This is a genomic window from Micromonospora sp. NPDC005161, assembly GCF_053599855.1.
This window is the reverse complement of the sequence record NZ_JBSFYQ010000014.1, coordinates 59,849-85,202: the sequence shown is the minus strand read 5'-3', so window position 1 is coordinate 85,202 and position 25,354 is coordinate 59,849. Positions and strand designations below refer to the sequence as shown.

At 71.9% G+C, this 25,354-nt stretch carries 27 protein-coding genes and 2 pseudogenes; 10 read left to right on the top strand and 19 right to left on the bottom strand.

The annotated features are described in order from the left end of the window. Positions 1-254 precede the first annotated feature (254 nt). Both ACWD5O_RS16090 and ACWD5O_RS16085 read left to right on the top strand, forming a co-directional pair. A pseudogene (locus tag ACWD5O_RS16090) lies at positions 255-566 on the top strand (cupin domain-containing protein); the annotation flags it as partial. 34 nt (positions 567-600) lie between these two features. Next, a complete protein-coding gene (locus tag ACWD5O_RS16085) occupies positions 601-2,097 on the top strand; it encodes a recombinase family protein (protein WP_450085765.1) in 1,497 nt (498 codons plus the stop codon). A gap of 72 nt (positions 2,098-2,169) precedes the next feature. Here ACWD5O_RS16085 and ACWD5O_RS16080 read toward each other — a convergent pair whose 3' ends face one another. The 15 genes from ACWD5O_RS16080 to ACWD5O_RS16010 form a co-directional block, all read right to left on the bottom strand. Continuing rightward, a complete protein-coding gene (locus ACWD5O_RS16080) occupies positions 2,170-2,415 on the bottom strand; it encodes a hypothetical protein (protein WP_450085764.1) in 246 nt (81 codons plus the stop codon). Positions 2,416-2,546: 131 nt separating this feature from the next. After that, positions 2,547-3,065, bottom strand: coding sequence for a hypothetical protein (locus tag ACWD5O_RS16075; protein WP_450085763.1), 519 nt, complete (start codon positions 3,063-3,065; stop codon positions 2,547-2,549). Next, complete coding sequence (locus ACWD5O_RS16070) at positions 3,058-3,429, bottom strand: phage terminase small subunit (protein WP_450085762.1); 372 nt, start codon at positions 3,427-3,429, stop codon at positions 3,058-3,060. The genes ACWD5O_RS16075 and ACWD5O_RS16070 overlap by 8 nt, the downstream gene beginning before the upstream one ends. A 248-nt stretch (positions 3,430-3,677) precedes the next feature. Then, positions 3,678-4,376: a hypothetical protein gene (locus tag ACWD5O_RS16065; RefSeq protein ID WP_450085761.1), complete on the bottom strand. Its 699-nt coding sequence runs from the start codon at positions 4,374-4,376 to the stop codon at positions 3,678-3,680. Further along, a complete protein-coding gene (locus ACWD5O_RS16060; RefSeq protein WP_450085760.1) occupies positions 4,366-4,542 on the bottom strand; it encodes a hypothetical protein in 177 nt (58 codons plus the stop codon). The genes ACWD5O_RS16065 and ACWD5O_RS16060 overlap by 11 nt, the downstream gene beginning before the upstream one ends. Beyond that, complete coding sequence (locus ACWD5O_RS16055; protein ID WP_450085759.1) at positions 4,535-4,843, bottom strand: hypothetical protein; 309 nt, start codon at positions 4,841-4,843, stop codon at positions 4,535-4,537. Before ACWD5O_RS16055 ends, ACWD5O_RS16060 begins: the two co-directional genes overlap by 8 nt. Positions 4,844-5,066: 223 nt before the next feature. Then, positions 5,067-5,270, bottom strand: a complete 204-nt coding sequence (locus ACWD5O_RS16050) for a hypothetical protein (RefSeq protein ID WP_450085758.1) — start codon at positions 5,268-5,270, stop codon at positions 5,067-5,069. After that, complete coding sequence (locus tag ACWD5O_RS16045) at positions 5,267-6,187, bottom strand: hypothetical protein (protein WP_450085757.1); 921 nt, start codon at positions 6,185-6,187, stop codon at positions 5,267-5,269. Before ACWD5O_RS16045 ends, ACWD5O_RS16050 begins: the two co-directional genes overlap by 4 nt. Then, a complete protein-coding gene (locus ACWD5O_RS16040) occupies positions 6,184-6,351 on the bottom strand; it encodes a hypothetical protein (RefSeq protein WP_450085756.1) in 168 nt (55 codons plus the stop codon). The genes ACWD5O_RS16045 and ACWD5O_RS16040 overlap by 4 nt, the downstream gene beginning before the upstream one ends. A 161-nt stretch (positions 6,352-6,512) precedes the next feature. Next, positions 6,513-6,944, bottom strand: a complete 432-nt coding sequence (locus ACWD5O_RS16035) for a hypothetical protein (protein WP_450085755.1) — start codon at positions 6,942-6,944, stop codon at positions 6,513-6,515. 523 nt (positions 6,945-7,467) lie between these two features. Then, positions 7,468-9,252: a helicase HerA domain-containing protein gene (locus tag ACWD5O_RS16030; protein ID WP_450085754.1), complete on the bottom strand. Its 1,785-nt coding sequence runs from the start codon at positions 9,250-9,252 to the stop codon at positions 7,468-7,470. Further along, entirely contained in the window at positions 9,249-10,148 is a 900-nt protein-coding gene (locus ACWD5O_RS16025; RefSeq protein ID WP_450085753.1) for an ABC transporter permease, read from the bottom strand. The genes ACWD5O_RS16030 and ACWD5O_RS16025 overlap by 4 nt, the downstream gene beginning before the upstream one ends. Next, positions 10,145-10,336: a hypothetical protein gene (locus ACWD5O_RS16020; protein ID WP_450085752.1), complete on the bottom strand. Its 192-nt coding sequence runs from the start codon at positions 10,334-10,336 to the stop codon at positions 10,145-10,147. Before ACWD5O_RS16020 ends, ACWD5O_RS16025 begins: the two co-directional genes overlap by 4 nt. Next, the gene (locus tag ACWD5O_RS16015; protein WP_450085751.1) at positions 10,333-10,485 is read right to left on the bottom strand and encodes a hypothetical protein; all 153 of its coding nucleotides are present in this window, start codon (positions 10,483-10,485) and stop codon (positions 10,333-10,335) included. The genes ACWD5O_RS16020 and ACWD5O_RS16015 overlap by 4 nt, the downstream gene beginning before the upstream one ends. Beyond that, positions 10,482-11,066, bottom strand: coding sequence for a helix-turn-helix domain-containing protein (locus ACWD5O_RS16010; protein ID WP_450085750.1), 585 nt, complete (start codon positions 11,064-11,066; stop codon positions 10,482-10,484). The genes ACWD5O_RS16015 and ACWD5O_RS16010 overlap by 4 nt, the downstream gene beginning before the upstream one ends. A 52-nt stretch (positions 11,067-11,118) precedes the next feature. On the opposite strand from ACWD5O_RS16010, the pseudogene ACWD5O_RS16005 reads away from it, so the two are divergent. From ACWD5O_RS16005 to ACWD5O_RS15995, 3 genes and pseudogenes are all read left to right on the top strand, one after another. Then, positions 11,119-11,214 (top strand): annotated as a pseudogene (locus tag ACWD5O_RS16005) (cupin domain-containing protein); the annotation flags it as partial. 48 nt (positions 11,215-11,262) lie between these two features. Beyond that, entirely contained in the window at positions 11,263-13,062 is a 1,800-nt protein-coding gene (locus tag ACWD5O_RS16000; protein WP_450085749.1) for a glycoside hydrolase family 15 protein, read from the top strand. A 257-nt stretch (positions 13,063-13,319) separates the two neighbouring features. Further along, positions 13,320-14,672 carry a pectate lyase gene (locus tag ACWD5O_RS15995; RefSeq protein WP_450085748.1) on the top strand — a complete coding sequence of 451 codons (1,353 nt, stop codon included), beginning with the start codon at positions 13,320-13,322 and terminating at the stop codon, positions 14,670-14,672. A gap of 53 nt (positions 14,673-14,725) precedes the next feature. On the opposite strand, the gene ACWD5O_RS15990 is transcribed toward ACWD5O_RS15995, so the two are convergent. Continuing rightward, the gene (locus ACWD5O_RS15990; RefSeq protein WP_450085747.1) at positions 14,726-15,916 is read right to left on the bottom strand and encodes a threonine synthase; all 1,191 of its coding nucleotides are present in this window, start codon (positions 15,914-15,916) and stop codon (positions 14,726-14,728) included. 14 nt (positions 15,917-15,930) lie between these two features. Continuing rightward, the gene (locus tag ACWD5O_RS15985; RefSeq protein ID WP_450004578.1) at positions 15,931-16,980 is read right to left on the bottom strand and encodes a DNA polymerase ligase N-terminal domain-containing protein; all 1,050 of its coding nucleotides are present in this window, start codon (positions 16,978-16,980) and stop codon (positions 15,931-15,933) included. A gap of 93 nt (positions 16,981-17,073) precedes the next feature. On the opposite strand from ACWD5O_RS15985, the gene ACWD5O_RS15980 reads away from it, so the two are divergent. The 3 genes from ACWD5O_RS15980 (at position 17,074) to ACWD5O_RS15970 (ending at position 19,104) form a co-directional block, all read left to right on the top strand. Beyond that, a complete protein-coding gene (locus tag ACWD5O_RS15980; protein ID WP_387326790.1) occupies positions 17,074-17,859 on the top strand; it encodes an aldo/keto reductase in 786 nt (261 codons plus the stop codon). 127 nt (positions 17,860-17,986) lie between these two features. After that, the gene (locus ACWD5O_RS15975) at positions 17,987-18,139 is read left to right on the top strand and encodes a hypothetical protein (RefSeq protein WP_449936506.1); all 153 of its coding nucleotides are present in this window, start codon (positions 17,987-17,989) and stop codon (positions 18,137-18,139) included. After that, complete coding sequence (locus ACWD5O_RS15970; RefSeq protein WP_450085746.1) at positions 18,139-19,104, top strand: golvesin C-terminal-like domain-containing protein; 966 nt, start codon at positions 18,139-18,141, stop codon at positions 19,102-19,104. Before ACWD5O_RS15975 ends, ACWD5O_RS15970 begins: the two co-directional genes overlap by 1 nt. Before the next feature lie 132 nt (positions 19,105-19,236). Here the strand turns inward: ACWD5O_RS15970 and ACWD5O_RS15965 are convergent, their stop codons facing one another. Then, positions 19,237-20,391 carry a GH12 family glycosyl hydrolase domain-containing protein gene (locus ACWD5O_RS15965; RefSeq protein WP_450085745.1) on the bottom strand — a complete coding sequence of 385 codons (1,155 nt, stop codon included), beginning with the start codon at positions 20,389-20,391 and terminating at the stop codon, positions 19,237-19,239. A gap of 300 nt (positions 20,392-20,691) precedes the next feature. Here ACWD5O_RS15965 and ACWD5O_RS15960 point away from each other — a divergent pair, with 300 nt between their 5' ends. Both ACWD5O_RS15960 and ctaD read left to right on the top strand, forming a co-directional pair. Further along, positions 20,692-21,798, top strand: coding sequence for an FAD-dependent monooxygenase (locus ACWD5O_RS15960; RefSeq protein WP_450085744.1), 1,107 nt, complete (start codon positions 20,692-20,694; stop codon positions 21,796-21,798). 119 nt (positions 21,799-21,917) lie between these two features. Beyond that, complete coding sequence (ctaD, locus tag ACWD5O_RS15955; protein ID WP_387326803.1) at positions 21,918-23,678, top strand: aa3-type cytochrome oxidase subunit I; 1,761 nt, start codon at positions 21,918-21,920, stop codon at positions 23,676-23,678. A gap of 386 nt (positions 23,679-24,064) precedes the next feature. On the opposite strand, the gene ACWD5O_RS15950 is transcribed toward ctaD, so the two are convergent. Continuing rightward, on the bottom strand, positions 24,065-25,318 hold the full coding sequence (locus ACWD5O_RS15950; RefSeq protein ID WP_354967948.1) for an MFS transporter: 1,254 nt from the start codon (positions 25,316-25,318) through the stop codon (positions 24,065-24,067). Positions 25,319-25,354 lie beyond the last annotated feature (36 nt).

The window sequence follows — 25,354 nt, the reverse complement described above, 5'->3', positions numbered from 1 at the left end:
GCACGACGGAAGGGGTGCGCAGACGAGCGCACGGCGCCGCTTCGACCGTGGTCGGAACGTCGCCGCGCTCTGGCCGTCTCCCACCACCGCAGCCGTTCGGCGGTACGCCGGCAGGGACCTGGCTCGACCGGCCGCCCGCGCCGGTCAGACATGTCGATCCCCGGCCGGCGTGGATCCAAACCTGCCAACCGTGGGGAATTCCACCATCAGCGAGTCCCGGCGTGACGCGGCGCCGAACGGGGTATGAGCCCGACATGGAGCATTTCACGATCGCGACCGTCGCCGAGAAGAGCCCGGACTTCCGACGGGTGCTCTGGACCGGGCAGCACACCCAGCTGGTCATCATGACCATCCCGCCGGGCGGGGAGATCGGCGAGGAGGTGCACGAGGAGATCGACCAGATCCTGACCTTCGTCAGCGGCACCGGCGAGGCGCGGGTCGCCGGCGAGAAGCGGGAGGTCGTCGTCGGCGACCTGGTCGTGGTGCCGGCCGGCACCAGGCACAACTTCGTCAACACCGGGCCCAACCCGTTGGTGCTCTACACCGTCTACGGCCCGCCGGAGCACACCTGATTACGAAAGGCCAAGGTACCATGCCGCCGTGATTCGATGGTGTCTCTACCTGCGGCTCTCGGTGTCTGATGACGCCTCCACGTCGATCGCCCGGCAACGGGCCGACCTTGAGGCGCGGGCGGCCCGCGAGGGCGGCGAGGTCGTCGCCGTGCTCGTCGACGACGGACTCAGCGGCGGCCGACGGCGGGCGAGGGCCGAGCAGGCGCTCGCCATGCTCGCCGACGGGTCGGCCGACGTGCTCGCCGTGTGGGATCTCGCGCGGTGGACGCGGCAGGGCCTCGCGGGTCTGCCCGACCTGCTGCGCGTGCTCGACGAGCGGCCGGCGGCGCGGTTCATCGCAGACCGAGACAACCTCGACTCAGCCTCGCCGACCTGGGATCTGCACGTCGGGCTGCTCGCAGGCATCGCGAAAGCTGAGCGGGCGAACACTCAACGCCGCGTGACGTCGTCCATCGCTGCGCTCAGGCGCGCCGGGCGATGGGCGGGCGGTGTCGTGCCGTGGTGCTACCGGCCCGCGCCGAATCCGAACGGACCGGGCCGCGTGCTCGTCGTCGACCAGGCCGAGAAGGCGCTCGCGGTCGAGGTCGCCGACCGAATCCTCGCGGGCGAGTCCTACTGGCGACTCGCGCGTGAGTTGAACGCCCGGAGCGTGCCCGCGCCGCGCTCTGAGCGACGCCGTAACGCGCAGGCAGGGCGCGAGGGTGGCGACGTTGGGCAATGGACGGCGTCGGGCCTTAAAAACGTGCTCACGTCCGACACGCTGCTCGGTCGGCAGACGCACAAGGGCCGGCTGCTCGTCGGCGATGACGGCCTGCCGTTGCCTGTGTGGCCGGCGGCGCTCGACGCCGACCGATGGCACCGCCTGCGGGCGACGCTCAAACCTCGTGAGGCTCGGCCGCAGCGGCGGCGAGCGGCGCGGCTGCTTTCCGGTCTCGCGGCCTGCGGCGAGTGCGGCTCGCCTCTCTACGTCAAGGCGCACGCCTCGTCGCGGGGCGGCGCTCTCTACGAATGTGCCTCGCACTGGCGAGGGCGGGCCGACTGTCCCGGCGTGCGCATCGCGGCGGGCAGTCTTGAGGAATACGTCGCCGGGCGCGTGCTCGACCTCGTCGGCGACTGGCCGTTGACCCGCGCCGAGGAAGTCGTCGCCGACCAGGGCGGCGCAACTCTCGCCGAGGTCGAGCGGGCGATCAGAGCGACAACGGCCGACCTCGCCGAGGATGGGGCCGACGAGGCCGAGCTGCTCGGGCGACTCGCAGCGCTTAAGGCACGGCGCGCCGAGGTACGGGCACTGCCCGAGGTGCGCGAGGTGCGAGAGGTGCCGACGGGCCTTACCTACGGGCAGGCATTCAAGGCGGCCGAGGGCAACCTCGACGGGCAACGCGACCTGCTCGGCGGAATCATCCTCGGCGTGCGCGTGCACAAGGCGACCGGCAACAACGGCAAGTTTGACCCGCGCCGAGTCGAGATCGACGGCCCCGAGGGCGTCTTCGCCGACGAGGCGGCAGTGACTCGGCGTGACATATAGACAGGTCTGCGGGCGGGAGCTGCTTGCGCACGCACTCTGAGCGGGGCGTTTTCCGTCACGGCGTGCGACGGGCTACGCGATGACGAACGACCGCCAATCGAAGTGTGCGCGGCCGTCGTGCACGTAGGCGAGGTCGCGAGGGCAGACGCGCCGGGAGATACGGGCCTCATACCAGACGTCGCCCAGGCGGCGGCCGTGGTCGCTCGCGGTCGACCGGAGATAGACGCGCTCGGCGGTCACCAGCTCGACGCGCACGCGCACGGGCCGGCGCTCGGCGTCGAGCCAGTAGGCGAGGTCGCCTGCGGTGAGTTTTCGCACGTCGGAGACGCTACGCGCGACGATCTTGCGCCGAGCGGACGAGCGGGGATCGGTCGCGAGCGCCGAACGGGACGAGCAGGCCGCGCAGGCGTGTAAACGCGCGATACGGCCTGCCCCTTGCGTGTGTCGCCTTACGCGTCGGGCGACGTCCGGGGCGGGCGCGCCCAGGCGAAGCGGGTCGCGGCCGAGTGCTCGCAGACGCGCGAGTGCACATGCGGCGGCACGTAGTCGGCCTCGGCGTCCGGGAGCGGCTCGCCGGGGTCGATCTTCCACATGCCGGCGGCGTCGAGACGCCCTGCGGCGGCGAACCACGCGACGTCGAGACGCGGCGCGGTGTCGGGCCGCGAGTACGCCCGAGGCGGCTCGTCGGGGGCGATCACGACGAGCGGTGCGCCGTGTAGGGCCTCGCCGATCGCGACGGCCCAGGACGGATACAGGCGGTCGAGGAATGCTCGCCACGCGGCGACGGTGGCGAACTCGGCGTGCGGGTCGACGACCGCCGAGGCGGCCTGCCGCGTGTAGGTCGCAGCCTCGGCCCCGCGCTCGACGCGTAGCCGGCGGTGCGCCTCGGCGCGGGCCTTGCGCGTGTCGACGTCGGCGGCCTGCGGGCGTCGCCTGCGGGCGGCGAGAGCGGCGGCGAGATCACTCATCGGTGGCGACCTCCCAGCCGAGTCGCAGGCGCGCGGCGGGCGTGAGGCCCAGACCCTCAAGCAGGCGGCCGACCGCCGAGTGATCGGCCGTCGAGGCGCGGCCCGCGTAGACGCGGGAGAGGGATTTCACGAGGGCGGCGACCGATACGAGGTCGGCGTCTGTCCACTGAGTTGACTCGCCCGAGCGCCAGAGATGCTGCCAGGTTGCCTGCTCGTCGGCGTCGAAGCACGCGCCCGGCGGCGGCGGGGGCGGGTCGAGGTCGTTCGCGGCGGGCAGGGTCACGGCCGGGCGGGCGTTGCCTGCGTCGCCTGGGCGATGGGCGCGGGAGAAGCGGCGCGACGGGTCTCGCGATGGTCCAGGCACGGCGGTCAATCCTAACTGTGTGTGACGAAGAGGGCCGAACAATCGGGCCGGTTGCCGGTTGACTGGACAGACGCCTCCCCAGCGGTCCGGCGACCTGCGGGTCGAGGGGGTAACCCCCCAGGGTCGAGTTGTTGACGGTCACGCAGAGTGAGCCGCGGCCTCACTGGGCGAGGTCGAGGCCCAGGTCGAGGGCGCGGCGAGAGGGCGAGCGGGTCGCGATGACCTGCTCGCCCTCGGTCGACGTGCGATCAGAGCGCCGCGAGCTGCTCGGTCCGTTCCTGCCGCACGCGGGCAAGCGACGCGTCGACGTGCGCGGCGATGACACGGTCGACGGCGACGGCGAAGCTCAGAGCCTCGGCCGGCGGCGAGTACAGCAGGCCGGACGCGTTGAGCACCTGCCGCGCAGGCATGTGGATGCCGTTCGCCGGGGACTTGCCCGGCTCGGCCGGATGCGCCGCGTTCCAAGCGTCGCGGCGTGCGAAGAACGCGTCGGCGCGGGCGCTGGCCTCGTCGCGGTCCAGCTCATGCACCGGGATGGAGCCCTCGACGACGCCGTTGACCCACCCCGACTCACGCAGCAGCTCGTGATACTCGCGCATCTCAGCGTCGGTGTGAGCGTGGGCCGCGTCGTCGTAATAGCGGTCGATACTCGCCTTGTCGTCGCCGACCTCAGCGTCGATGACGCGGTAACGGGCGAAGGCGGAAACGGCGTCGCCGCCCTCGATGACGGCGGTAGCGAACTCGGCCCACGCGGCATCGCGTCGGCCCTGCACGCGGGCCGGGAAGCCCTCGCGGCGCTCCTGCCACCAGGCAGCGACGGCGGCGGCGTGTCGAGCGGCCTCGGCCTCGGCCTTCTCCTGCTCGGCGGTCTCGAGGTCGGCGGCGACGCGGGCGGCCTCGTCGGCTGCGGCGCGAGCCTGGGCGGCGGTGATGGTCTTAGGCGGCATTGGGGTCTCCTTCAGGGGCGGTCATGGCCTGCGCGGGCGGCGAGGCCGAGGTGAGGTCAACCGGGGCGGGCGCGGCCGGCGCGGGGTGGCCGTTGTGGTCGACGCGCAGGGCGAGCAGCTCGCGGGTTTTCGCCGCGATGGCGTCCCGGGTAGCAGGATCAGGCATTGATGGGTGCCCCCTTCGGGTGGCGGATCAGTCGGCACGTGAAGCGCACGCCGCGCCAGCCATCGACGCTGCGCCGGAAATGGACGCGAAACGCCTCGGCGAGGTGGTCGCGCAGCGGGAGCAGGGCGGCCTCGAGGGCGTCGTCGTCGAGGGCGGCGGCGGCATGGTCTGCCGGCAGCACGGCGCGGATGTTGCGCAGGAATGCGTCGCGGGGCCGGCGGTAGTTGCCCTCGCCCTCGGCGCAGAGCGTGGCTACGGCGACGGCGAGCGTGTGGTCGGGGGCGGGGGCGGGCGAGGTCATCGCGTGGCCTCTTTCGGTCGAGCGGGCAGGGGCGGGGCGGGTTTAAACCGGGGCCGAGGGCGTGTGTGCGCGGAGGTCGCACGGGCACGCCCTCGGCCACGGGAGCACGGCCCGAGGGCGTGCTCTGGTCCCTCTCTGGTGACCGCCCAGCCCCAGAGAGGGAGCACACGCGAGAGGCCCGCAGCGGTGAGCTGAGGGCCTCTCACGGGTTGAGCAGCAGGCGTTATCCGGCCCGACGCGAGCGGGCACGGTCGAGCGGCAGCACCATCGCCCCCGACGTCGACGACCAGGCGGCCGACGAGGTCTTACGGGTGCGCTTCGCGAGGTACGCGTCGAGGTGCGGGCGCAACTCGTCGTAGGCGAGTTTCGCGACGCGGTCGAGTACGGCCTCGGCGAATGCTTCGGCCTGCTGCTCGGTCATGCTCATGCTGCGATTACCTCCGGTGAGTCGTGACGGGCAATGAGGTCGAGGGTCTGCCCGCGTCGGTCGGCCCATACCTGCGCGGCGACGCGGTCGAGCAACTCGTCGACGGCGGCGGCCGGCGCGGGCACGGTCCAGCAGCGGACGCCGCGAACCTTGCGCGGGTCGCCGAGCTGCTCGCGGGCGAGGGCGAAGAACGCGTGCTTTCCGAGGCGCTCTGCGGCGGGCGTCGCGGCGACGTAGCCGGCCCAGACCTGCGGCACCTCGTGCCGACCGGGCGAAAGCGCAGCGACGAACTCGCGAGCGGCGGCGTCGGCCTGCTCGACGGCGGCAGCCTTCGCAGCGTGGCGGGCGGCGATCGTGTCGGCCCGCTTCGCGTTCGCCTCGGCGGCACGCATCGTGGCGGGCCACATCACCTCGACGTCGTCGGGCTCGCCCTCGTCTTCCATCGCGCAGAGCACGTTGTCGACGATGTGCCCGACCCACTTTGCGACCTTGCGGCGCGGTCGGCCCGAGCAGCCGAACGCGGCGATGGCGCGAGCATCGGCCACGGCCTGAGCGAGCAGGCGCGACGCGGCCGGCGGGTCGGGCAGTGCGGCGAGCAGGTCGCAGACCAGTGCGAAGAACTCGGCGCGGCTGATCGGGTCGGCGTAGTGCGGTTCGTCAATGCGGCGCCGCGCGATCCGGGCCTGCCCGAGGTCGTCATCTTCGGCGAGGAAGAACGCGGGAAGGATCAGCGGCTCGACGAGGTACGTCGAGACGGCGTTAGCGTCGAGCTGCGCGGTCTCGCGACCGCCGAGCAGGTAGGAATAGCCCTCGTCGACGTACGGCCGTCGCGCGTAAAACTCGCGGGCGAGCGGCACAAGCTGCTCGGCGAGGTCGGCGACGGCCCGGCTTGGTGGTCGTGGTTCGTCGGCGGTCATGCGCGGCCCTCGTCGCCCAGGTCGGCGACGACCGCGCGCAGGCAGTGCAGCTCTTCGCGGCGACGCTTGTAGTGCGCCATAACGCGGTGGCTGCTCGTGCAGTAACGGCGTCGAGGGTTGGCGTCGTCGGGAATCGGCGTCTCGCAGTATCCGCAGCGGTGCACGGCGGCACCTCCTTGTGTGTTCGCTATCAGTGATTGGGCCGAAGAAAGGCGGGGCTGCTCAACTCGGGCTCGTCGGCAGAGCCGTACCGACGAGCCCGAGGAGCAAGGGCGAGAAAACTCTCCCCTCACTGTTCAGCAATACGGCCACACGGCCGGCGGCCTCAGTAATTCGGCCCGAAATCGTGTAGCGCCTCGGGGTGATTCGCCGCGATCCACTGCGCGGCCGAGTCGTTATCGCGGCGACCGGCAGTGCGCTTGCAGTAGCCGTCGGGCACGAATCCGTGCGCGGCCAGGCTGAAGACTGCAATGCCTTCGCCGTGCACCTCTGCGGCGAGGTCGTCGACATCGTGCGCCCAGTCGTCGACGGCGTGCCGCACCTCGACGCGCGGGCGGGCAGCGCGGCGGGCGACCGCCTCGCGCACGTGCTCGGGCACCTCGACGGGCGGACGGGCGTCACGCTCGCGATAGCGGCGCATGTCTTCGGTCTTCTGCGCACGACGGCACGCGGGATGAAAGCTCGGGCGGCGGCCTCGGCCTGAATAGGTGAGAGGCTCGCCGCAGAATGGGCAGGGCTCGGGCAGCAGAGTTTGCATGGCGGTCTCGATTCGGGGCGGCGGGCGCATCGCGCCCTTCACGACGGTGGTGCACCGCTCAGAGCGTTTCGGGCAGGCGCGCGGCCGGCGGGGCGGCGACGCCCAGGGCGAGGCCGAGGGGGCAGTTTTGACGAAATTACGTTCGGACCGTCACCTATATAGGTGTTGAAGAGAGAGAGAGAAGAAGAACTACAACACCTATATAGGGAGCGGTTGCAGCGTAATTTCGTCAAAAGTGCCCCCTGCTGCTCGGCCCTCGCCCGCGCCGCTCTCGGCGTCGCCCGCCCGCGCCCAGGTCGACGAGGTCGACGTCGAGCAGCTCGCCCGGCGTCGCCCGCAGACGCAAAAGAGCGCCTCGCACGGGCGACCCTTGCGGGCTGCTCGCGCGAGGCGCTCTTCGGTCATGCTCGGCCGCCCGCCGTCGCGGGCGTGGGTCTTGGTGGCTCCGAGTCGTCGGTCATCTCGGCGGGCTCCCTTGTTAGGCGGTCTCACAGGACAAGTCGGCCCAGCGGCCCCGAGGTGTTCACGCTGCGGCCGAGGAATCTTGCGAGCTGCTCGCCCAGGCGGCGAGGTCGTCGCGGGCGTAGAGATCGTGCGTGCCGCGCCTGCCGGTCGGCGTCGGCACGGCCCCGCGTCGCCGCTGCAAACGCTTCTGCGTCGCGGCGAGAGTCCACGGCAAGATGCCCTCGTCGATCGCCTCGCGCAGCGTCATGTCCGCGCTTTCGCGCGACGGGCTTGATAGGGCCTGAGCAGGCATGTCCGCGCAGACGCGGGGGTGAGCGTGGACATCGGCGGCGGTGGCGAGCGCCCGCGCCTCGGCGGTGGTCAAGTACGCGACCTGCGTCTCGGTCGCCTGCCCGCCGATCACAAGCTGCCACCGGCCGAGGTGCCGCGACGGTCTCGGCATCGCGGCCTCGGGCGTGAGCATCTTCCACGCGTTGACCGTGTAGCGGGCCAGCAGGCGGCAACCGAAATTCTCGCGGGCCTCGGGGCCGCCGATCGCCCGCGCCGTGAGCATCTGGGCGACCGCGAGCACGTTGACTTTCGCGCTGCGGCCCATGAATAAAAGATCGCCGAGGGCGGCGATAGCGGGCGACCGCTTCGGCTCGCCCTTGCCGCGCGCCTCGGCCCAGAAATTCGCGAGCTGCCCGATTGTCGCGTTCAGCTCCTCGCAGATGACGAGCACGCGCTCGCCGCAATCCCAATCGTCGGCCTCATGCATCGCCAGCGTGTTCCGCTCGTCGGCGAGCACGGCCAGGCGCACGAGGGCGGCGTGCATCTGCTCGGCCCGCGAGCAGTAGTCGACCCGGTCGAGGCCGAGCGCCCAGCGGTGCGACCCCTTGCGGTCGAGGATGACGACGCGCCCGCCTCGGGCGAGTACCTGCACGGCGAGCAGCTCGGCGAGCACGCTCTTTCCCGCGCCCGTTCCGGCCGACACGGCGATGTGAGGCGAGTCGTCGCGCAGGCTGATCGTGACGGGCTTGTCGCCCGCGCCCAGGCCGAGGAAAAACTCGTACTCGGCCAAGCGCGGGAGATGCGCGAGCACCTCGGCGAGACCGACGCGGGCCGGCGGACGCTTACGCACTGTCCACGTAGCAGTTACCCGCGGCCCGACCTGCTGCCAGGATTCGACGAGGTCAGAGACCGGAATCTTGCTCGCGATGATCGCGGCGACGAGTTGCCGTTGCTCCTTCGTGAGATACGGCGTCTCAGCGGTCAACTCGATACGCGGCCCGAGCACCTCGCCGGGGCGGCGGAACACGTCGAGGCGCGACGTCGCCGGGCGGGCGGCACGCTGCACTGCCCACGCGGCCCGCTGGGCACGCTCAGGCAGCCATCGCACGACCGGCTCAACGTGCTCGCCGTACCAGGCGCGTACGGCCGTCTCAGCCGGACTGAGCGGCTTTGCGAGGCGGGGCGTCAAGTTGCCGAGCGTCGCGTCGACGTGCAAGCGGACGCCGGTCTGTAGGCCGAGGGCGGGCGCGAGGGCGGCGAGCGTCGGCGTCACGTACTCGCGGTTGAATCGACGCGTAGTGATGCGGCGCCGCAATCGGTACGCGGCCACGGCGGCGGCGGTGCCGACGGCCGCGCCGGTCTGCTCGGGCTGGACGGCGGCGAGCACGGCGGCGACCGGCGCGCCCAGGCGCACGGCCTGCCGTTGCCAACCCGCCCAGCGGCCCGCGCCACGCGCCCGGTACGGGTAGCCCTCGCGACCGCTGAGCGGGCGACCGGCGACGTACCGATAGACCACACGCGGCACGGTGTGCTTGCGGCGTAGCCGGCGGATAGTGCGCTCCAACTCGGTCATGCGGTCACCTCGTCGGCGTCGCCGTGCATGAGGTGCGCGAGGGCGGCAGCCATACCGAGCACGGCGACCGGCAGACAGGCGACCGCCGTAGTGATCCACCAGGGAGCAGCCGAGATGCCGGCGGCGACGAGCAGGTGGTAGGCCACTTGCCCGGCCGCGCCGACGACGAGCGACCCGATACCGGACCACTTCGCGAACCTGCGAGCACGGGCCGGCGCGGTGCCCGACAGCCACGCTCGCAGCGAATAGGCCGCGTACACCTCAACGCCAATCGGCAGCGTGATCGCGGTGTTGATGCTGAATCCGTCGGCAATGCCCGGCAACGGGTGCACGACGCCAAACCCGGTGAGTCCGCCCAGGCCAACCCAGCCGGCCCAGATCGCCACGAACGCAGGCAGGCCGATCAACGCGAGAGGCCACACGGAAACCCGCCGGGCGCGGCGCGGCGTGGCCGAGGTGCTCGGGTGTCCGTCGGCGGCGACCTGCGGCGACGCCTCGACGGGCGGGGCGACCGGGGCCGGCGCGGGCACGGGCGGCGAGACCTGCTCGACCTCGGCGGGCACCTGGGCGGGTACGGGCGAGACCTGGGCGGGTACGGCGACGGACCCGGCAGACCCGACGGCGGGCACCTGGGCGTGCCCGGCAGACCCGGCGGGCGCGGGCGAGACCGGGGCGGGCACGTCGGCGGACTCGGCGAACTCCCACGGGTCCGGGACGACCTCGGCCTCGGCGGCCTCGGCGATCAGGGCCTCACGTAGGGCGGTCGCCTTCGGCGCGCCGACGCGCAGGGCCGACATGATCCGGTTACGCGAGGGGATCTCGCCGACCTGCTCGGCGAGGTCACGGGCGGCGGGCATGAGGTCGGCGAGCGGGCGGGCGGCAACGGGGGCGGTCATCGGATCTCCTTGGCGAGGGCGCGAACAGCGGCGGGGTTGAGGTCGTCACGACCGGCGGCACGGATGGCAGGGCCGACCTCGTCGGCGTGGCGGTCGACCAGGCGACGGGCGACGGCGAACGGCAGCAACATCACGGCCGGACCGCCGATCAGCACGGCGGCGAGCGCGTAAACGGCGGTCGGCGTCATCGGGTCACCTCGGCGAGCACGGCGGCGACGTCGGTGCGGGTCAGCTCGGCGCGGCGCGCCCAGGTCGACAACAGGGCGCGGGCCGTACGGCGGTCGAGGCGACCGAACGGGGCGAGGGCGGTCACAGCCGCACGGGCGAGGGCGCTCACGCGGCACCGCCCAGCGCCTCGGACCGGCAGCACCGACAGTTGTGCGCCAACTCGCCGAGGTGACGGGCGCAGCGCTCGGTGTCGCGGCTCGGCGGCAAAGCGGCCCCGCGACGCTCGGCGTACGGGTACGGCCTCGCCGAGGTGTTGGGGTTTTTGGGTTTGGGGAGAAATCGACGCCAGTCTCGCGCGCCAGCGCGGTGGTTCTTCTTGGATTGATCTTCGGATGAACTTCGGGCGACATCCTGCGTGTCACCCTCGCGGGCCGTGGTGTCACCCTCGCGGCGCGTGGTGTCACCCTCGCCGATGACGAGGCGGTAGACGCGGGTCGCGATGTTCGCGGCCTTGCGGATGACGAGGCGACCGACCTCGACGAGGCGGCGCAGCGCCCGTTGCACGGTCCGCTCAGAGCAGCCGACGTAGTCGGCGACGGTGGCGATGCTCGGCCACGCCTCGCCCTCGGCGTTGGCGTGCGCCACGATCGCGATCAGCACGAGTCGCTCGGTCGGCTTGAGGTCGTGCGACGCACGCAGGGCGTCCTTGACGGCGGCAGCGCCGCCCGCGTAACGGATGGAGTCGGACATGAGTGGGGCCTCCTCGGTCGAGGCTCCTGCGGCGTGTAACTAGATGCTGTGCGGGCCGCCGGAGCACGCCGACCAGGCCGTGCACCGGACCAAGGAGGAGGCGGACGCGGCCGAGGAGGCCGGCGAGGACGAGCCACCCACCGCGTGACGCGGCCGACGGCGGTCTGATCCGGGCCGATCGGGGTACCCGCGACGGGTGGAGCAGCAGCCGGCGATATCCGACTACGGATTCCTGTCCGACTCCCGCTCCGGCGCGCTGGTGAGCAAGCACGGGTCGATCGACTGGTGGTGTCCGCCCCGATTCGACGGCGCCTCCGTGTTCGGGCGGTTGCTCGACCCGCGCGCCGGGCACTTCCGGTTGGCGCCGGTGGGCGTGGGCGGGCAGGGATACCGGGTGGAGCGCTCGTACCGGCCGGACACGCTGGTGTTGCGCACGGTGCACCACACCCCTAACGGCAGCGTGGCGGTCACCGACGCGCTCGCCGCCGAGTTCGGCGCCCGTGCGCACGAACTCGGCCAGAACTCACCCGCCGTGCTGATCCGGGTGGTCGAGGGGCTGTCGGGGCGCGTCCGGATGGCGTTGGACTTCGCACCCCGTCCGGAGTACGGCCTGCTCACCCCGTACCTGCACGAGCAGCCGGACGGCACGGTCGTGGCCGGGGCGGGCCCGGTGACACTGTTGCTGCGCTCCGCGGAGCTGCCGCTACGGGCCGGCCGGGACCGGGTGACCCACGAGTTCGAGGTCTCCGCCGGCCAGGTGATCGGGGTGGACGTGGCGTACGGCGCCACGTACGGCGACCCGCCGGTCCGGCTGGACCCGGTGGCCGCGCTCGCCGACACGGTACGGGCGTGGGAGGCGTACCGGGACCCGCACCAGTATCCGGGCCGGTACCCCGAGCTGGTCCGGCCCAGCGCGACCGTGCTGACCGGTCTCACGTACTCCCGCAGTGGCGCGATCACCGCCGCGCTGACCACGTCCCTGCCGGAGCAGATCGGCGGTGACCGCAACTACGACTACCGCTTCGCCTGGCTGCGCGACTTCTCGATGACCATGCGGGCGCTCTGGGTGGCGGCCTGCCCCCACGAGGCGTCCCGCCTGTTCGCCTGGGTGTCCCGCTCGATCGGCCGGATCGGCGATGAGCCGGTGCCGGTGCTGTTCGGGCTGGAGGGGGAGCGTGACCTCACCGAGCACGACTGCCCGCAGCTGGCCGGCTACGCCGGCAGCCGGCCGGTCCGGATCGGCAACGACGCCTGGCGGCAGCGACAGCTGGACGTGCCGGGGGAGGTGATGTCGGCGGTCTGGCGGCTGCGCGACTACCTGGGCGGGACGTTCGACGGGGAGCTGCGGGAGATGGTGCTCGGGCTGACCGAGCAGGTGGCGAGCACCTGGCATCTGCCGGACCGGGGCATGTGGGAGGCCCGCGACGGGGACCAGCACTACCTCTCCTCGAAGGTGCTCTGCTGGATGACCATGGACCGGGCGGTGCGGCTCGCCGACCGGCTGGGCGAGCGGGCCGCCCCGGACCGCTGGGCCAGGATCCGCGACGAGATCCGCGACGAGGTGCTCCGGCGGGGCTGGAACGAGCGGATCGGCGCGTTCACCGGCGCGTTCGGCTCGGCCGAGCTGGACGCATCGGCGCTCTTCCTGCCGGTGGTGCACTTCCTGCCGGCCACTGATCGGCGGATGCGCTCCACCATCGAGGTGGTGGAGCGGGAGCTGGGCACCGACGACGGTTTGGTACGCCGCTGGTCGACCGACCCGGCCGGCTTCGTGCTCTGCTCGTTCTGGCTGGTGGAGTGCCTGATGCTGGCGGGCGAGCGGCGCCGGGCCGAGGAGCTGTTCGAGCGGGTGGTCGGGCAGGCCAACGACGTGGGCCTGTTCAGCGAGCAGATCGACCTGGTCACCGGTGCGCAGCTCGGCAACACCCCGCAGGCGCTGTCGCACATCGGCCTGATCAACGCGGCCTGGCGGCTGACCGATCCGTACAGCTTCTGACCGGTCGACCGCCCCGCCTTCCGGTGAATCCTGCAACAGACCTGCAAGCGCAAGGCATTGACGTTGATGCGTACGCGGTCCTAGCCTCGAAGATGCGGGAAAGCCCTTTCCCACGGCTTTGATCCCGCTTCACCCCGCTCCGGACACCGGGCATCCGACGGGGCGCACCGATCCCAGGTCATGGCGTCACGCCGTGCCGGCACGTCCCCGTACGGACGGCCGCGGGATCGCCACCACACTCGTCAAGGAGGACAGCTGTGCAGAAGAGACGACTCCCCGGCCGACGACCACTGCTGCTCGCGGTGGGCGCCGGCGCGACCGTGGCCGCCCTCGCGGCCGGCATGACCTCGGCCTTCGCGGCCACCGTCTTCACCGACGACTTCAACGACGGCAACACCACCGGGTGGTCCAAGTCCGGCGGCACCTGGACCGTCGACGGCTCGGGCGTGCTCAACCAGTCCAACGCCGGCAGCTCGCTGGCCCGGCAGTTCGCCGGCCAGACCAGCTGGACCGACTACTCGGTGCAGGCCCGGGTCCGGCCGGCCAGCTTCGGCTCGTCCAGCGCCCTGGTCGGGCTCGCGGCCCGGTCCAGCAGCAGCACCAAGATGTACCGGCTGGCCCTGCTCGGCTCCGGACGGGCCGAACTCCAGGCCGTCAACGGCAGCGCCATCACCTCGATCGGCTCCGCGTCGCTGGGCGTCGGCACCGGCAACTGGTACACCCTGCGCATCGAGGCCAGCGGCAGCACCATCCGCGGCTTCGTCAACGGCACCCAGATCGCCGCCGGCAGCAACAGCCTGGTCGGCGCCGGCCGGATCGGCCTGGTCACCGCGTACGCCAGCGGCGGCTTCGACGACGTGATCGTGGACGCGTCCGGCGGTGGCACCCCGCCCCCGACGACCCCGCCGCCCACCACGCCGGGCCCGACCAACCCGCCGCCCGCGGGCTGGCCGACGCCCACCGGGAACCAGAAGGTGGACGCGACGATCCCGGTCTCGGGCACCTTCGACGGCGGGCTCAGGCGCTACTACGGCATCGGCGACGGCGGCCAGAGCGAGAGCCAGGACCCGATGTTCGAGCTGGCCGCCGGTGCCACCCTGCGCAACGTCATCATCGGCGCGCCCGCCGGTGACGGCGTGCACTGCGAGGGCAACTGCACCCTGATCAACGTCTGGTGGGAGGACGTGGGCGAGGACGCGGCCACCTTCCGCGGTGGCACCACGTACACGGTCGACGGCGGCGGCGCCCGCTCGGCCAGCGACAAGGTCTTCCAGCACAACGGCTCCGGCACCGTCACCATCAGGAACTTCCGGGTGGAGAACGCCGGCAAGCTCTACCGGGCCTGCGGCAACTGCTCCACCTCGTACCAGCGGCACGTGGTGATCGACAACGTGATCGTCCGCGACACCGACGCGATCGCCGGCATCAACACCAACTGGGGCGACACCGCCCGGTTCAGCCGGATCACCATCGTCGGCGACCCGGACCGGGACACCTCGATCTGCGTCAAGTACCGGGGCGTGCCGAAGGGCAGCGAGCCCGTCCAGATCGGGGAGGGCGCCGACGGCGTCAACTGCCTCTACGCACCGTCCGACATCACCTACCAGTAGGCCGGCACCGCGGCACCCCGCGGACCGCACGGTCCGCGGGGGCGCCCGCCGGCTCAGGCCAGCACGGGTACGCCGGAGACGTCGACGGTCTCCGGATACTTCAGCCCGGCGCCGGTGTTGAGCACCACCACCCGCTCACCGGCCCGGATCCAACCGCCCGCGCGCAACTGTCGTGCCGCGGTTAGGCAGGCGGCCCCCTCCGGGCAGAGCAGCAGCCCCTCCCGGGTGGCGAAGGCCCGCAGGTCGGCCAGGATGTCCGCGTCGTCGACGGCGACGGCCGTGCCGGCGGAGTCCCGCAGCGCCGCCAGGATCAGCTCGTCTCCGAGCGGCGCCGGCACGGTGATGCCGAACGCGACGGTGTGGGCGCCGGCCCACGGCCGGGCCCGATCCTCGCCGGCGGCGAAGGCCCGCACGATCGGCGCGCAGCCGGTCGACTGCACCGCCACCAGCCGGGGCAGCTTGTCGCCGATCCAGCCCAGCTCGCGCAGCTCGTGCAACGCCTTGTGGATGCCGATCAGCCCGACACCGCCGCCCGTCGGGTAGATGATCACGTCGGGCGTCTGCCAGCCGAGCTGCTCGACGATCTCGTACCCCATCGTCTTCTTGCCCTCCAGCCGGTAGGGCTCGCGCAGCGTGCCGGCGTCGAAGATCGCCCCGGCGGACTCCGCGACCAACTCGGCCACCCGCCGGCCCGCGTCGCTGATCAGCCCGTCGATCAGGCGCAGGTCGGCGCCGGCCGCCACGCACTCACGCCGGCAGATGCTCGGCGCCGCCAACGGCATGACGATGGTGGCTCCCATCCCGGCCCGCGCCGCGTACGTCGCCCAGGCCGAGCCGGCGTTGCCGTTGGTGGGCATGGCGATTTGCTCGACGCCCAGCTCGCGGGCCCGGCTCACGCCGACCGCGGCGCCGCGCGCCTTGAACGAGCCGGTCGGGATCAGCCCCTCGTCCTTGACCATCAGGTCCTCGATGCCGATCTCGGCTCCGTACGCCGGGGCGCGCAGCAGTGGCGTCCAACCCTCGCCGAGCGTGGTGACGTGTCGAGGGTCGGCGACCGGCAGCAGCTCCCGGTAGCGCCACAGGTCGGCCGGGCGCAGCGGGAAGCGCTCCGGGGTGACCGCCTTCGCCACCGCCGCGAGGTCGTAGCGGGCCAGCAGCGGGGAGCCGCACTCGCACAGGTTCTGCAACTGGCCGGCGGCGTACTCCCGGCCGCAGCGCGGGCAGTCCAGGTGGGTCAGGTACACGTCGCTCCTCGCCGTCAGACCGCGTCGATGCTGAGCCAGCGCCCGCTGCGCTTCCCCGGCTCGTAGACCGAGTCCAGCCGCTTGGCGACCACGCCGGGCAGGCCCTGCTCACGCCCGGTGCGCAGGGCCTCGTCGCCGGCGCCGGGGAACCACGGCGGAGTCTGCCAGTGCGTACCGGTCAGCGCCAGCCCGTCGAGCAGTTCCCGGCGTTGCGCGTACGGCAGGTCCACGCTGCTCACGCCCTCCAGCCAGAGCAGGTCGACCAGGAGGTACTGGGCCCCCGCCGGGACCCTGCCGCCGCTGGACGCGCCTGCCGGGCGCACCCGGCCGGCGCCGTCGATGCGCACCAGCACACCGTCCAGCACCGCCTCGGTCGGGGCCAGCGCCTCGGCCAGCGCGCGCAGCCACGGGTATCCGCCGGTGATCTCCTCGTCGGTCTCCGAGAGCAGGCGCAGCCGCCCGCCGGAGACGTACGCCATCGCCCGAACCCCGTCCCAGCGCAGCTCGTAGCCCCACCCGGCGACGTCCCGGGGGAGCCCGGCGGCGGGCGTGGCGTGCATCGGGCGGACCAGCTCGGGCATCGGCGTCCAGCCGGGCGGGGCCGGGTCGGTACGCCGGACCATCCAGTCCCGGCCGCCGGTGGCGAAGAGCACGTACCGCCCGGCGGTCCGCTCCCCGGCGAGGGTCACGATCACCTCGTCGTCGCGCCACTTCTCCGAGCGGTAGGTGCCGCGGTCGTGGATGACCATCCGGCCGCCGCCGTACTCGCCGGCGGGGATCTCGCCGTGGAAGTCGAGGTACTCCATCGGGTGGTCCTCGGTGTGCACGGCGAGGTGGTTGTGGCCGGGGTCGCGGGGCAGGCCGCGCGGCACCGCCCAGGACGCCAGCACCCCCTCGTGCTCCAGGCGCAGGTCCCAGTGCAGGCTGCGGGCGTGGTGCTGCTGGATGACGAAGCGGGCGGCGCCGTCGCCGGGGCCGGCCGCCGTCGGGCTCCGCGCCGGCACCGGCTCGGGTGTGCGGGCCGCGTCCCGCCGGCGCCGGTACTCCTCCAGCCGGTCCGTCACACCCGCATTCTCCGGCAAACCGGACCGTCCCGCTGGACACCTGAGTGTCCGGTTCGCTCGCCGGCCGGGCGTCGGGCGGGTAGAACGGTCCATATGGACAACACGGACCAGCCCACCGTCCTGCTCCCCGGTGACGTGCGGATGCCCCTGCTCGGGTTCGGCACCTGGAAGGCCACCGGCCAGGCCGGTTACGACGCGGTGCTGGCCGCGCTCGACACCGGCTACCGGCACATCGACACCGCCACCCTGTACGGCAACGAGCGGGAGGTCGGCCGGGCGGTCCAGGAGAGCGGGATGCGCCGCGAGGACATCTTCATCACCACCAAGGTCCCGCCGGACCGGGTGGGCCGGGAGCGGGAGACGCTGGAGGCCAGTCTGGAGGCGCTCGGCGTCGACCAGGTGGATCTCTGGTTGATCCACTGGCCGCCGTCCGCCACCGACAGCATCCCGATGTGGCGGGAGTTGCTGGCCGCCCGGGACGAGAACCTGGCCCGGGCGGTGGGGGTCAGCAACTACAGCACGGCGGAGATGGACGAGCTGATCCAGTCGACCGAGGAGAATCCGGCGGTCAACCAGATCCGGTGGGGCCCGATGCTGTACGACCGGCAGCGGCACGCCGAGCACCGGGACCGGGGAGTGGTGCTGGAGGGGTACAGCGCGTTCAAGACCACCGACCTGAGCAATCCGGTACTCACCGGGATCGCCGGCGCGCACGGCGTCTCGCCGGCGCAGGTGGTGCTGCGCTGGCACATCGACCACGAGATCGTGGTGATCCCGAAGTCGGTGACCCCGGAGCGGATCAGCGCCAACTTCGACGTCTTCCACTTCTCGCTGACGGCGGAGGAGATGCGCGAGATCGACGCGCTCGGCAACGCCTGATTCTGCCAAATTCCTTCAGTGAACGGCGCGTGTGTGAAGGGTATCGACATCGACGCTCATGACGGTATAGCGTGCCCGTCATCACGTTCGTCGATGCGTTCGAACCCGCCGTCGCTGGAGGATCGCCATGGCCCGGTCACCATCCATCCGTCTGCGCCGCCGAGGGATGCTCGCCATCCCCGCCCTGGTGGCCGCCGCGCTGACCACCGTCGTCCGGCCCGCCCCGGCGAGCGCCGCGCCGAAGGCCGAGTGCCTGGCCGACCTGCTCGGGGGCTCCTGATGGCCACCGTTCCCTGGCTGGTCGACGTGCTGCGCGCCGCCGGGGTCCAGGTCGTCGTCGAGGGGGACTGGCTCAACCGGATGCGGCCCGGCTCCTTCGACCCGATCGGGGTGCTCTGGCACCACACGGCCTCGACCTCCAGCGCCAGCAACCCGCACCCGGCGCTCGGCATCTGCATCAACGGCCGGCCGGACCTGGCCGGCCCGCTCTGCCAGGCGCTGGTCGACTACAACGGGGTGTTCCACGTCATCTCGGCCGGCCGGTGCAACCATGCCGGGGTCAGCGGTGGCAGCGGACCGATCCCGTCGGGAGACGGCAACACGCTCATGATCGGGTGGGAGATCGACTACAACGGCGTCAACCAGGAGATGACCGCCGCGCAGTACAACGCGTCGATCGCCGCCACCGCCGCGGTGCTCACCCGGCTGGGCAGGGACAGCAGCTACGCCCGAGGGCACCGGGAGACCAGCACCAGCGGCAAGATCGACCCGTCCTTCATCGACCTGAACGTGATGCGGGCCGACGTGGCCGCCAGGATGGCCGGCGGCGGCACCGCGTGGTCCTCCACCGTGGACAACACCACCGCCGGCCGCTTCACCGCCAGCGCCAACTGGGGTGTGTCCTCGTACTCCGGCCAGCGGTACGGCGCCGACTACCGGTACGCGGATCCGGTCGCGGCCAGCGACGTCGCGTGGTACCGGTTCGCCGTCCCGGCCACCGCCAGTTACCGCGTCGAGGCCTGGTGGCCCGCGAACGCCGGCTACAACAGCGCCGCGCCGTACATCGTCGCCACCACCAACGGCAACCAGACGGTCCGCGTCGACCAGCGGATCACCGGCGGGCAGTGGCGTGTCCTCGGCACGTTCACCCTGCCGGCCGGTGACGCCAACCGGGTGGGCGTGAGCCGGTGGAGCAACGGCACCGGCCTGGTCATCGCCGACGCCGTCCGCCTTACCCGGGTCTGACCCGCACTGCCAGATCGACTCGATTTCCAAGAAGTCGGGGTATCCCAGGTGCGAGGACGCCCCGACTTCAAGGAACCCGAGTGGACATCACCGGTGGGCGTGACCGGATGGCCACGCCCCACCGTTGGCCGGTCAGGTGCGGGCGCAGGTCGCCCCGTTAAGCGAGAAGCTCGTCGGTGACGAGTACGCCCCGCTCAACGTCCCCTGGTACCCGAAGCTCGCGGTACCCCCGGGTGGAACGGAACCGTTGTGGCCGACGTTCCGGGCGGTCACCGCGGACCCGCTCTGGCTCACCGTGGCGTTCCAGGCGTTGGTGACCTGTTGCCCGCTGGGCAGGTTGTAGGTCAGCGTCCAGCCGTTCAGCGCGCTGGACCCGGTGTTGGTGATCTGCACGTCGGCGGTGAAGCCGTTGTTCCACGAGTTCGGCGTGTACTTCACCGCGCAACCCGCGCCACCCGGCGGCGGCGTGGTCGGGGGCGGCGTGGTGGGCGGTGGCGTGGTGGGCGGTGGGGTGGTGGGCGGCGTGCCGCCACCGTTGACGGCGGCCGAGAACGAGGTCGCCGCGAGGCCGACGCCGCCCTGCCAGGGCTCGAAGCCGGCCTGGATGCTGGTCAGGTACCAGCTGTTGGTGATCGCACCCCGGTTGCGGACGTCGTTGATGAAGTCCAGCACGCTGAAGTTCAGGCTGGAGATCGCCGACGGCGCGACGTACGAGATGACGTTGTTGGAACCGTTGCTGCCCCGCCAGACCTCCCAGGTCCGGCCGGCCAGGGTGGCCGTGCCGACCGGTGAGCCGATGGGCTGGATCGAGCCCTGCCGGTTGAGCCAGATCATGATCTCCATCTGGTTCACCCCGTCCCGCCTGGGCGACGGGTCCAGCCAGATGTCGTACGAGGCGTTGTAGGTGGCGCCACTGACGTACCGGTAGTTGATGCTGCTGGTGGCGCTGCTGATCTGGCTCACCTGGATCGGCAGGTTCGTGCCGGGGGAGCAGTTGGTGTAGTGGCAACCGAAGAACACCGAGGGGTACGCCGTCGGGGCGCCGTTGGTGGGGCTGCTGCCGTTGAGGGTGGTGATTTCGAAGCCGGTGCTGGTGACATTGATGCACTGCTGGGCGGTGGTGCCCCAGCGGTTGTTCTGCACCACGTACCGGCTCTGGATCACGGTGGAGCCGTACTGCTCGCAGATCTGTGTGTCGGCGGAGGCGTTGCCGCCGAGTGCCACGGCGACGATCGAGCCGCCGAGCAGCAGGCCGGCTGCGACCAGGGCCCGAAGTGGACGTTTCATGACGCTCCTTGACTGCGGCGCGTGCCGGGCGCCGGGTCGGGGCGAAGACGGGAGCGCTCCCACGCTCAATGACACATTTACATGCCTGAAACTCTGGCGCAACCGTACGCGTCAAACTGGTGAAATGTGAGGATTGCCACGCCCGCGCCGCACGGCCGTCGGCGGACATCCAGCTAACCGGTGCGGGCCGCCCAACGATCGGCTTCGGGCGGGCCGATCGGGCCCTGGTGTGCGTCGATAGCGCCGAGTAGCGTGTTGCCTCCAACGCGTGCCGTATCCCCTCCGGAGGCGTACACCACCATGGGTGGCTCCCCCCTGCGCATCCTCGTCGTCGGCGCGGGCATTGCCGGCCTGGCCGTGGCCCGGGCGCTGCGCCTGGTGGGCTTCCGGCCGGACGTCACGGACAAGCTGCCACCGGGGGAGTCCACCGACACGGGCCTCTACCTGCCGGGCAACGCCGCCCGCGCGCTGCACCGGCTGGGCCTGCACGACCCGGTCCGCCCGCTCGGGCAGGTGATCCACCGCCAGCGCTTCTTCGACGCCGCCGGCGTGCCGCTCTGCGAGGTCGACCTCGACACTCTCTGGGCCGGCGTCGGCGAGTGCCGGGCGCTGCCCCGGGCGGATCTGCACCGGGTGCTGCTCAGCGGAGCCGGCGGCGCGGTCCGCCACGGCGCCGAGGTCCGCACCCTGGATCTGCTCCCGGGCGGGGTCGGGGTCTCCTTCACCGACGGCACCAGCACCGAGTACGACCTGGTCATCGGTGCCGACGGGCCGCGATCCTCGGTCCGCACCCTGGCCTCCCTCGGCGGGCCGCCCCGCCCGGTCGGGCAGGTGGTCTACCGGGCCGTGCTCCGCGATGGCCCTCCGGTCACCGAGTGGACCGCCCTGCTCGGTCAGCGCTGCGGGTTATTGATGGTGCCGATCGGTGCCGGTCGGCTGCACTGCTACGCCGACGAGGCGGGCACCGAGCCGCCCACCGACCCGCTGGCCCGGCTGCGCGAACTCTTCGCCGACTACCGCGGCCCGGTGCCTGAGGTGCTGGCGGCGCTCGACCGGGTGCACGTCGCGATCACCGACGAGGTGGAGCTGGGCCGCTGGCACCGGGGGCGGGTGCTGCTGGTCGGCGACGCCGCGCACGCCACCGCGCCGACCCTGTCCCAGGGCGCGGCGATGGCGCTGGAGGACGCCGTGGTGCTGGCCGAGTCGCTGCGCGCCGCCGGCAGCGTGGAGGCGGCGCTGGTGGCGTACGAGAGCCGCCGCCGCCCGCGTACCCGATGGGTGCGGGACCGGACCCGGGACCGCAACCGGACCCGGGACGTGCCGCCGGCGCTGCGCGACCCGCTGCTGCGTGGACGCGGCGGCCGGATCTTCGGGGAGCACTACCGGCTGCTGGTCGGCCCGCTGTAGATCGTGTCCCGCCACCCCACGCGGCGCTGCGACCTGCCGGGGACTATCCTCCTTGCGGATGACGGCCCGCAGATAACCAGCGTGTGCCGAGCGGGACAAACGAGAACCGGAGGCCACTCGTGACCACCGTCGCACCCAAGCCGGTCGTGACCCGGCCCTGGCCGGTCCGGGAGCCGGTCAAGGGGTCGGCCATCGCGCGGCTGCTGCGTACCACGGACGCGAAGCAGATCGGGATCATGTACATGGTCACCGCGTTCGCGTTCTTCATGATCGGCGGCCTGATGGCCCTGATCATGCGGGCTGAGCTGGCCCAACCCGGGCTGCAGTTCCTGTCGCCCGAGCAGTACAACCAGCTCTTCACGATGCACGGCACGATCATGCTGCTGTTCTTCGCGACGCCGATCGTGTTCGCCTTCGCGAACTACATCGTGCCGATCCAGATCGGCGCACCCGACGTCTCCTTCCCGCGGCTGAACAGTTTCGCCTTCTGGCTGTTCCTCTTCGGCGGGTCGATCGCGATCGCCGGCTTCATGACCCCCGGCGGCGCCGCCGACTTCGGCTGGACCGCCTACACCCCGTTGAGCACCGCGGAGCACTCGCCGGGCGTCGGCGGGAACATGTGGGTGGTGGGCCTGGCCGTCTCCGGCCTGGGCACCATCCTCGGCGCGGTGAACATGATCACCACGATCCTGACTCTCCGCGCGCCGGGCATGACCATGTTCCGGATGCCGATCTTCACGTGGAACATCCTGGTCACCAGCCTGCTGGTGATCCTGGTCTTCCCGCTGCTGGCCGCCGCGCTCTTCGCGCTCGCCGCCGACCGAATCATCGGGGCCCACGTGTACGACCCGGCGACCGGTGGGCCGATGCTCTGGCAGCACCTGTTCTGGTTCTTCGGGCACCCCGAGGTGTACATCATCGCGTTGCCGTTCTTCGGCATCATCTCGGAGATCATTCCGGTCTTCTCCCGCAAGCCGATCTTCGGCTACAAGGGTCTGGTGGCCGCGACCATCTCGATTGCCGCGCTCTCCATGAGCGTCTGGGCGCACCACATGTTCGCCACGGGTCAGGTGCTGCTGCCGTTCTTCAGCTTCCTGAGCTACCTGATCGCCGTGCCCACCGGTATGAAGTTCTTCAACTGGATCGGCACCATGTGGCGAGGCCAGATCAGCTTCGAGACGCCCATGCTCTGGGCGGTGGGCTTCCTGGTGACCTTCCTCTTCGGCGGTCTCACCGGCGTGCTGCTGGCCAGCCCGCCGGTCGACTTCCACGTGTCGGACTCGTACTTCGTGGTGGCGCACTTCCACTACGTGCTCTTCGGCACCATCGTGTTCGCCGTCTTCGGTGGCATCTACTTCTGGTTCCCGAAGATGTTCGGCCGGATGCTCGACGAGCGCCTGGGCAAGGTGCACTTCTGGCTCACCATGATCGGCTTCCACACCACGTTCCTGGTGCAGCACTGGCTGGGCAACGAGGGCATGCCCCGCCGGTACGCCGACTACCTGCCCAGCGACGGCTTCACCACGCTGAACGTGATCTCCACCATCGGCGCGTTCATCACCGGTATCTCCACGCTGCCGTTCATCTACAACTGCTGGAAGTCGTACAAGACCGGCCCGGTGGTCGAGGTGAACGACCCCTGGGGTTATGGCAACTCGCTGGAGTGGGCGACGAGCAGCCCGCCGCCGCTGCGCAACTTCGACCGGATGCCCCGGATCCGCTCCGAGCGGCCGGCGTTCGACGCGAAGTTCCCGGAGCTGGCCGCCGGCGGCCAGAGCCTGGCCGGCCCGCCGGAGGGTGGCTCTAAGCCGCTCACCAGCGAGTCGGACGGCGGTGCCAGCTACCGCGAGGACACCGCCAGCGACATCGACCGGAACTGACACTCAGCTCCGTAGCTGTACGACGGGCGCCGCCACCGGGACCACCGGAAGCGGCGCCCGTCGCCATTCCCGCCTCGCCTCGGCTCGGCCCGGCGCTTCTCGGCTCGGCCCGTCACGGCTGGGGCCGGCTCGTCACCGCCCGCGCCGGCCCGCCGCCTGACGGGTTCCCCGGGCCACCTGTACCTGTTGAGCCTTATACCTCTGAGGTATATCGATGACTCACAGGTATAACCCTTCTCCGGCACAGGCCCGCCGGGCAGCGGCACGGGCGGCACGGCAAACCGGTTCCCGCCCGAGCCCGGGGGACTTCCCACCCGAGCCGGTGAGGTTCGTTCGCCAGCCAGGCAGGGGAGGTTCGTTCGCGGCCAGGCCGCGACGTGCCGGCTTCAGCGGGCCGCGGCGGGGGTGAGGTCGGTCTCGACGGGCGGGGGTGGGGTGGCCGCGTCCGCGTTGCGGCGGCGACGCAGCTCGATCGGAAGCACCACCAGGGTCACCAGCGCACCGAGCGCGCCGGTCACCACGAAACCCCAGAGCGGGGCGCTGGCGTCGATCACCGCACCGGCGAGCGGCGCGCCGACGGCGATGCCCACGGTGACCGCGGATCCGTGCAGGCCCATCGCCTCACCGCGCACCTCTGCCGGTGCCAGCCGGCTGACCGCGTCGGAGGAGGCCGCGATGGTCGGCGCGCAGAGCGCCCCGGCCGGGATCAGCGCCAGGCAGAGTAGCCACCAGTGCGCGCCGCCCAGCCCGACCGGGATGGTGCAGAGGCCGAGCGCCGCGGTCAGCGCCAGCGGGGAGAGTGAGCGGTGCACGGCACCGTAGGCGAAGCCACCGAACAACGAGGCGACCGCCCAGCCGGCCAGCACCGCGCCGGTCCAGCCGGCCTCACCGCTCTCCCGCAGCACGGCGACCACCGCCACGTCGGTCCCGCCGAGCACGAGGGTCGCGGCGGCGCTGACCGCCAGGACGGCGAGCAGCCGGGGGGTCAGCCACTCCCGGCGGGGCACCCTGCGCCGCGGGCCGGTGGGCTCGGCGACGCCGCGGATCGGTGGATTGAGCAGCCACAGGGCGATCCCGGCGGCAACGATGCCGGCGCCGACCAGGTAGAGGGTGGTCCGTGCGGAGATCGCGGTGACCAGGGCCACCGCCAACGCCGGGCCGACCATGAAGGACAGCTCCACCGACATCGAGTCCAGCGCGTACGCCGGGCGGCGCCGATCCTCCGGAACCAGCGCCGCGATGGACTGCCGGACCACCGAGAAGATCGGCAGGGCGAGCGAGCCGGCGACGAAGGCGGCAGGCAGCAGCAGCGGGTACGGCAGCGACGGCGCGGTGGCCCAGAACACCGCCTCGGCGATCCCGGTGAGCACCAGGACCGGGCGCAGGCCACGCCGGTCCACCAGCCGACCGAGCAACGGGCCGCCGATCGCCGCGCCCACCGTGATGGCCGCGCCGACCAGGCCGGCCGCCCCATAGCCCCGATCGAGGTCGAGCACCACGTGGAAGGTCAACGTCACCCCGGTCGCGGTGAGCGGGATCCGGGCGAGGACGGCTACCAGCAGCAGCGACCGCAGGCCGGGCAGAGCGAGCGCTTCCCGGTAAGGCTTCATGTTCACGTGGGTCCGTACCTCCGGCGACATCTTCGACCGGCGGCGGGCCGATGACCAACCAATTAC

Bases quoted from the DNA above. Each gene is read 5' to 3' on its own strand.
- ACWD5O_RS15965 (WP_450085745.1), bottom strand. From the start codon at position 20,391: ATGAAACGTCCACTTCGGGCCCTGGTCGCAGCCGGCCTGCTGCTCGGC.
- ACWD5O_RS16055 (WP_450085759.1), bottom strand. From the start codon at position 4,843: ATGACCTCGCCCGCCCCCGCCCCCGACCACACGCTCGCCGTCGCCGTA.
- ACWD5O_RS15980 (WP_387326790.1), top strand. From the start codon at position 17,074: ATGGACAACACGGACCAGCCCACCGTCCTGCTCCCCGGTGACGTGCGG.
- ACWD5O_RS15975 (WP_449936506.1), top strand. From the start codon at position 17,987: ATGGCCCGGTCACCATCCATCCGTCTGCGCCGCCGAGGGATGCTCGCC.
- ACWD5O_RS15950 (WP_354967948.1), bottom strand. From the start codon at position 25,318: ATGTCGCCGGAGGTACGGACCCACGTGAACATGAAGCCTTACCGGGAA.
- ACWD5O_RS16010 (WP_450085750.1), bottom strand. From the start codon at position 11,066: ATGTCCGACTCCATCCGTTACGCGGGCGGCGCTGCCGCCGTCAAGGAC.
- ACWD5O_RS16045 (WP_450085757.1), bottom strand. From the start codon at position 6,187: ATGACCGCCGACGAACCACGACCACCAAGCCGGGCCGTCGCCGACCTC.
- ACWD5O_RS16075 (WP_450085763.1), bottom strand. From the start codon at position 3,065: ATGAGTGATCTCGCCGCCGCTCTCGCCGCCCGCAGGCGACGCCCGCAG.
- ACWD5O_RS16030 (WP_450085754.1), bottom strand. From the start codon at position 9,252: ATGACCGAGTTGGAGCGCACTATCCGCCGGCTACGCCGCAAGCACACC.
- ACWD5O_RS16035 (WP_450085755.1), bottom strand. From the start codon at position 6,944: ATGCAAACTCTGCTGCCCGAGCCCTGCCCATTCTGCGGCGAGCCTCTC.
- ACWD5O_RS16050 (WP_450085758.1), bottom strand. From the start codon at position 5,270: ATGAGCATGACCGAGCAGCAGGCCGAAGCATTCGCCGAGGCCGTACTC.
- ACWD5O_RS15970 (WP_450085746.1), top strand. From the start codon at position 18,139: ATGGCCACCGTTCCCTGGCTGGTCGACGTGCTGCGCGCCGCCGGGGTC.
- ACWD5O_RS16025 (WP_450085753.1), bottom strand. From the start codon at position 10,148: ATGACCGCCCCCGTTGCCGCCCGCCCGCTCGCCGACCTCATGCCCGCC.
- ACWD5O_RS16020 (WP_450085752.1), bottom strand. From the start codon at position 10,336: ATGACGCCGACCGCCGTTTACGCGCTCGCCGCCGTGCTGATCGGCGGT.
- ACWD5O_RS16060 (WP_450085760.1), bottom strand. From the start codon at position 4,542: ATGCCTGATCCTGCTACCCGGGACGCCATCGCGGCGAAAACCCGCGAG.
- ACWD5O_RS15960 (WP_450085744.1), top strand. From the start codon at position 20,692: ATGGGTGGCTCCCCCCTGCGCATCCTCGTCGTCGGCGCGGGCATTGCC.
- ACWD5O_RS16065 (WP_450085761.1), bottom strand. From the start codon at position 4,376: ATGCCGCCTAAGACCATCACCGCCGCCCAGGCTCGCGCCGCAGCCGAC.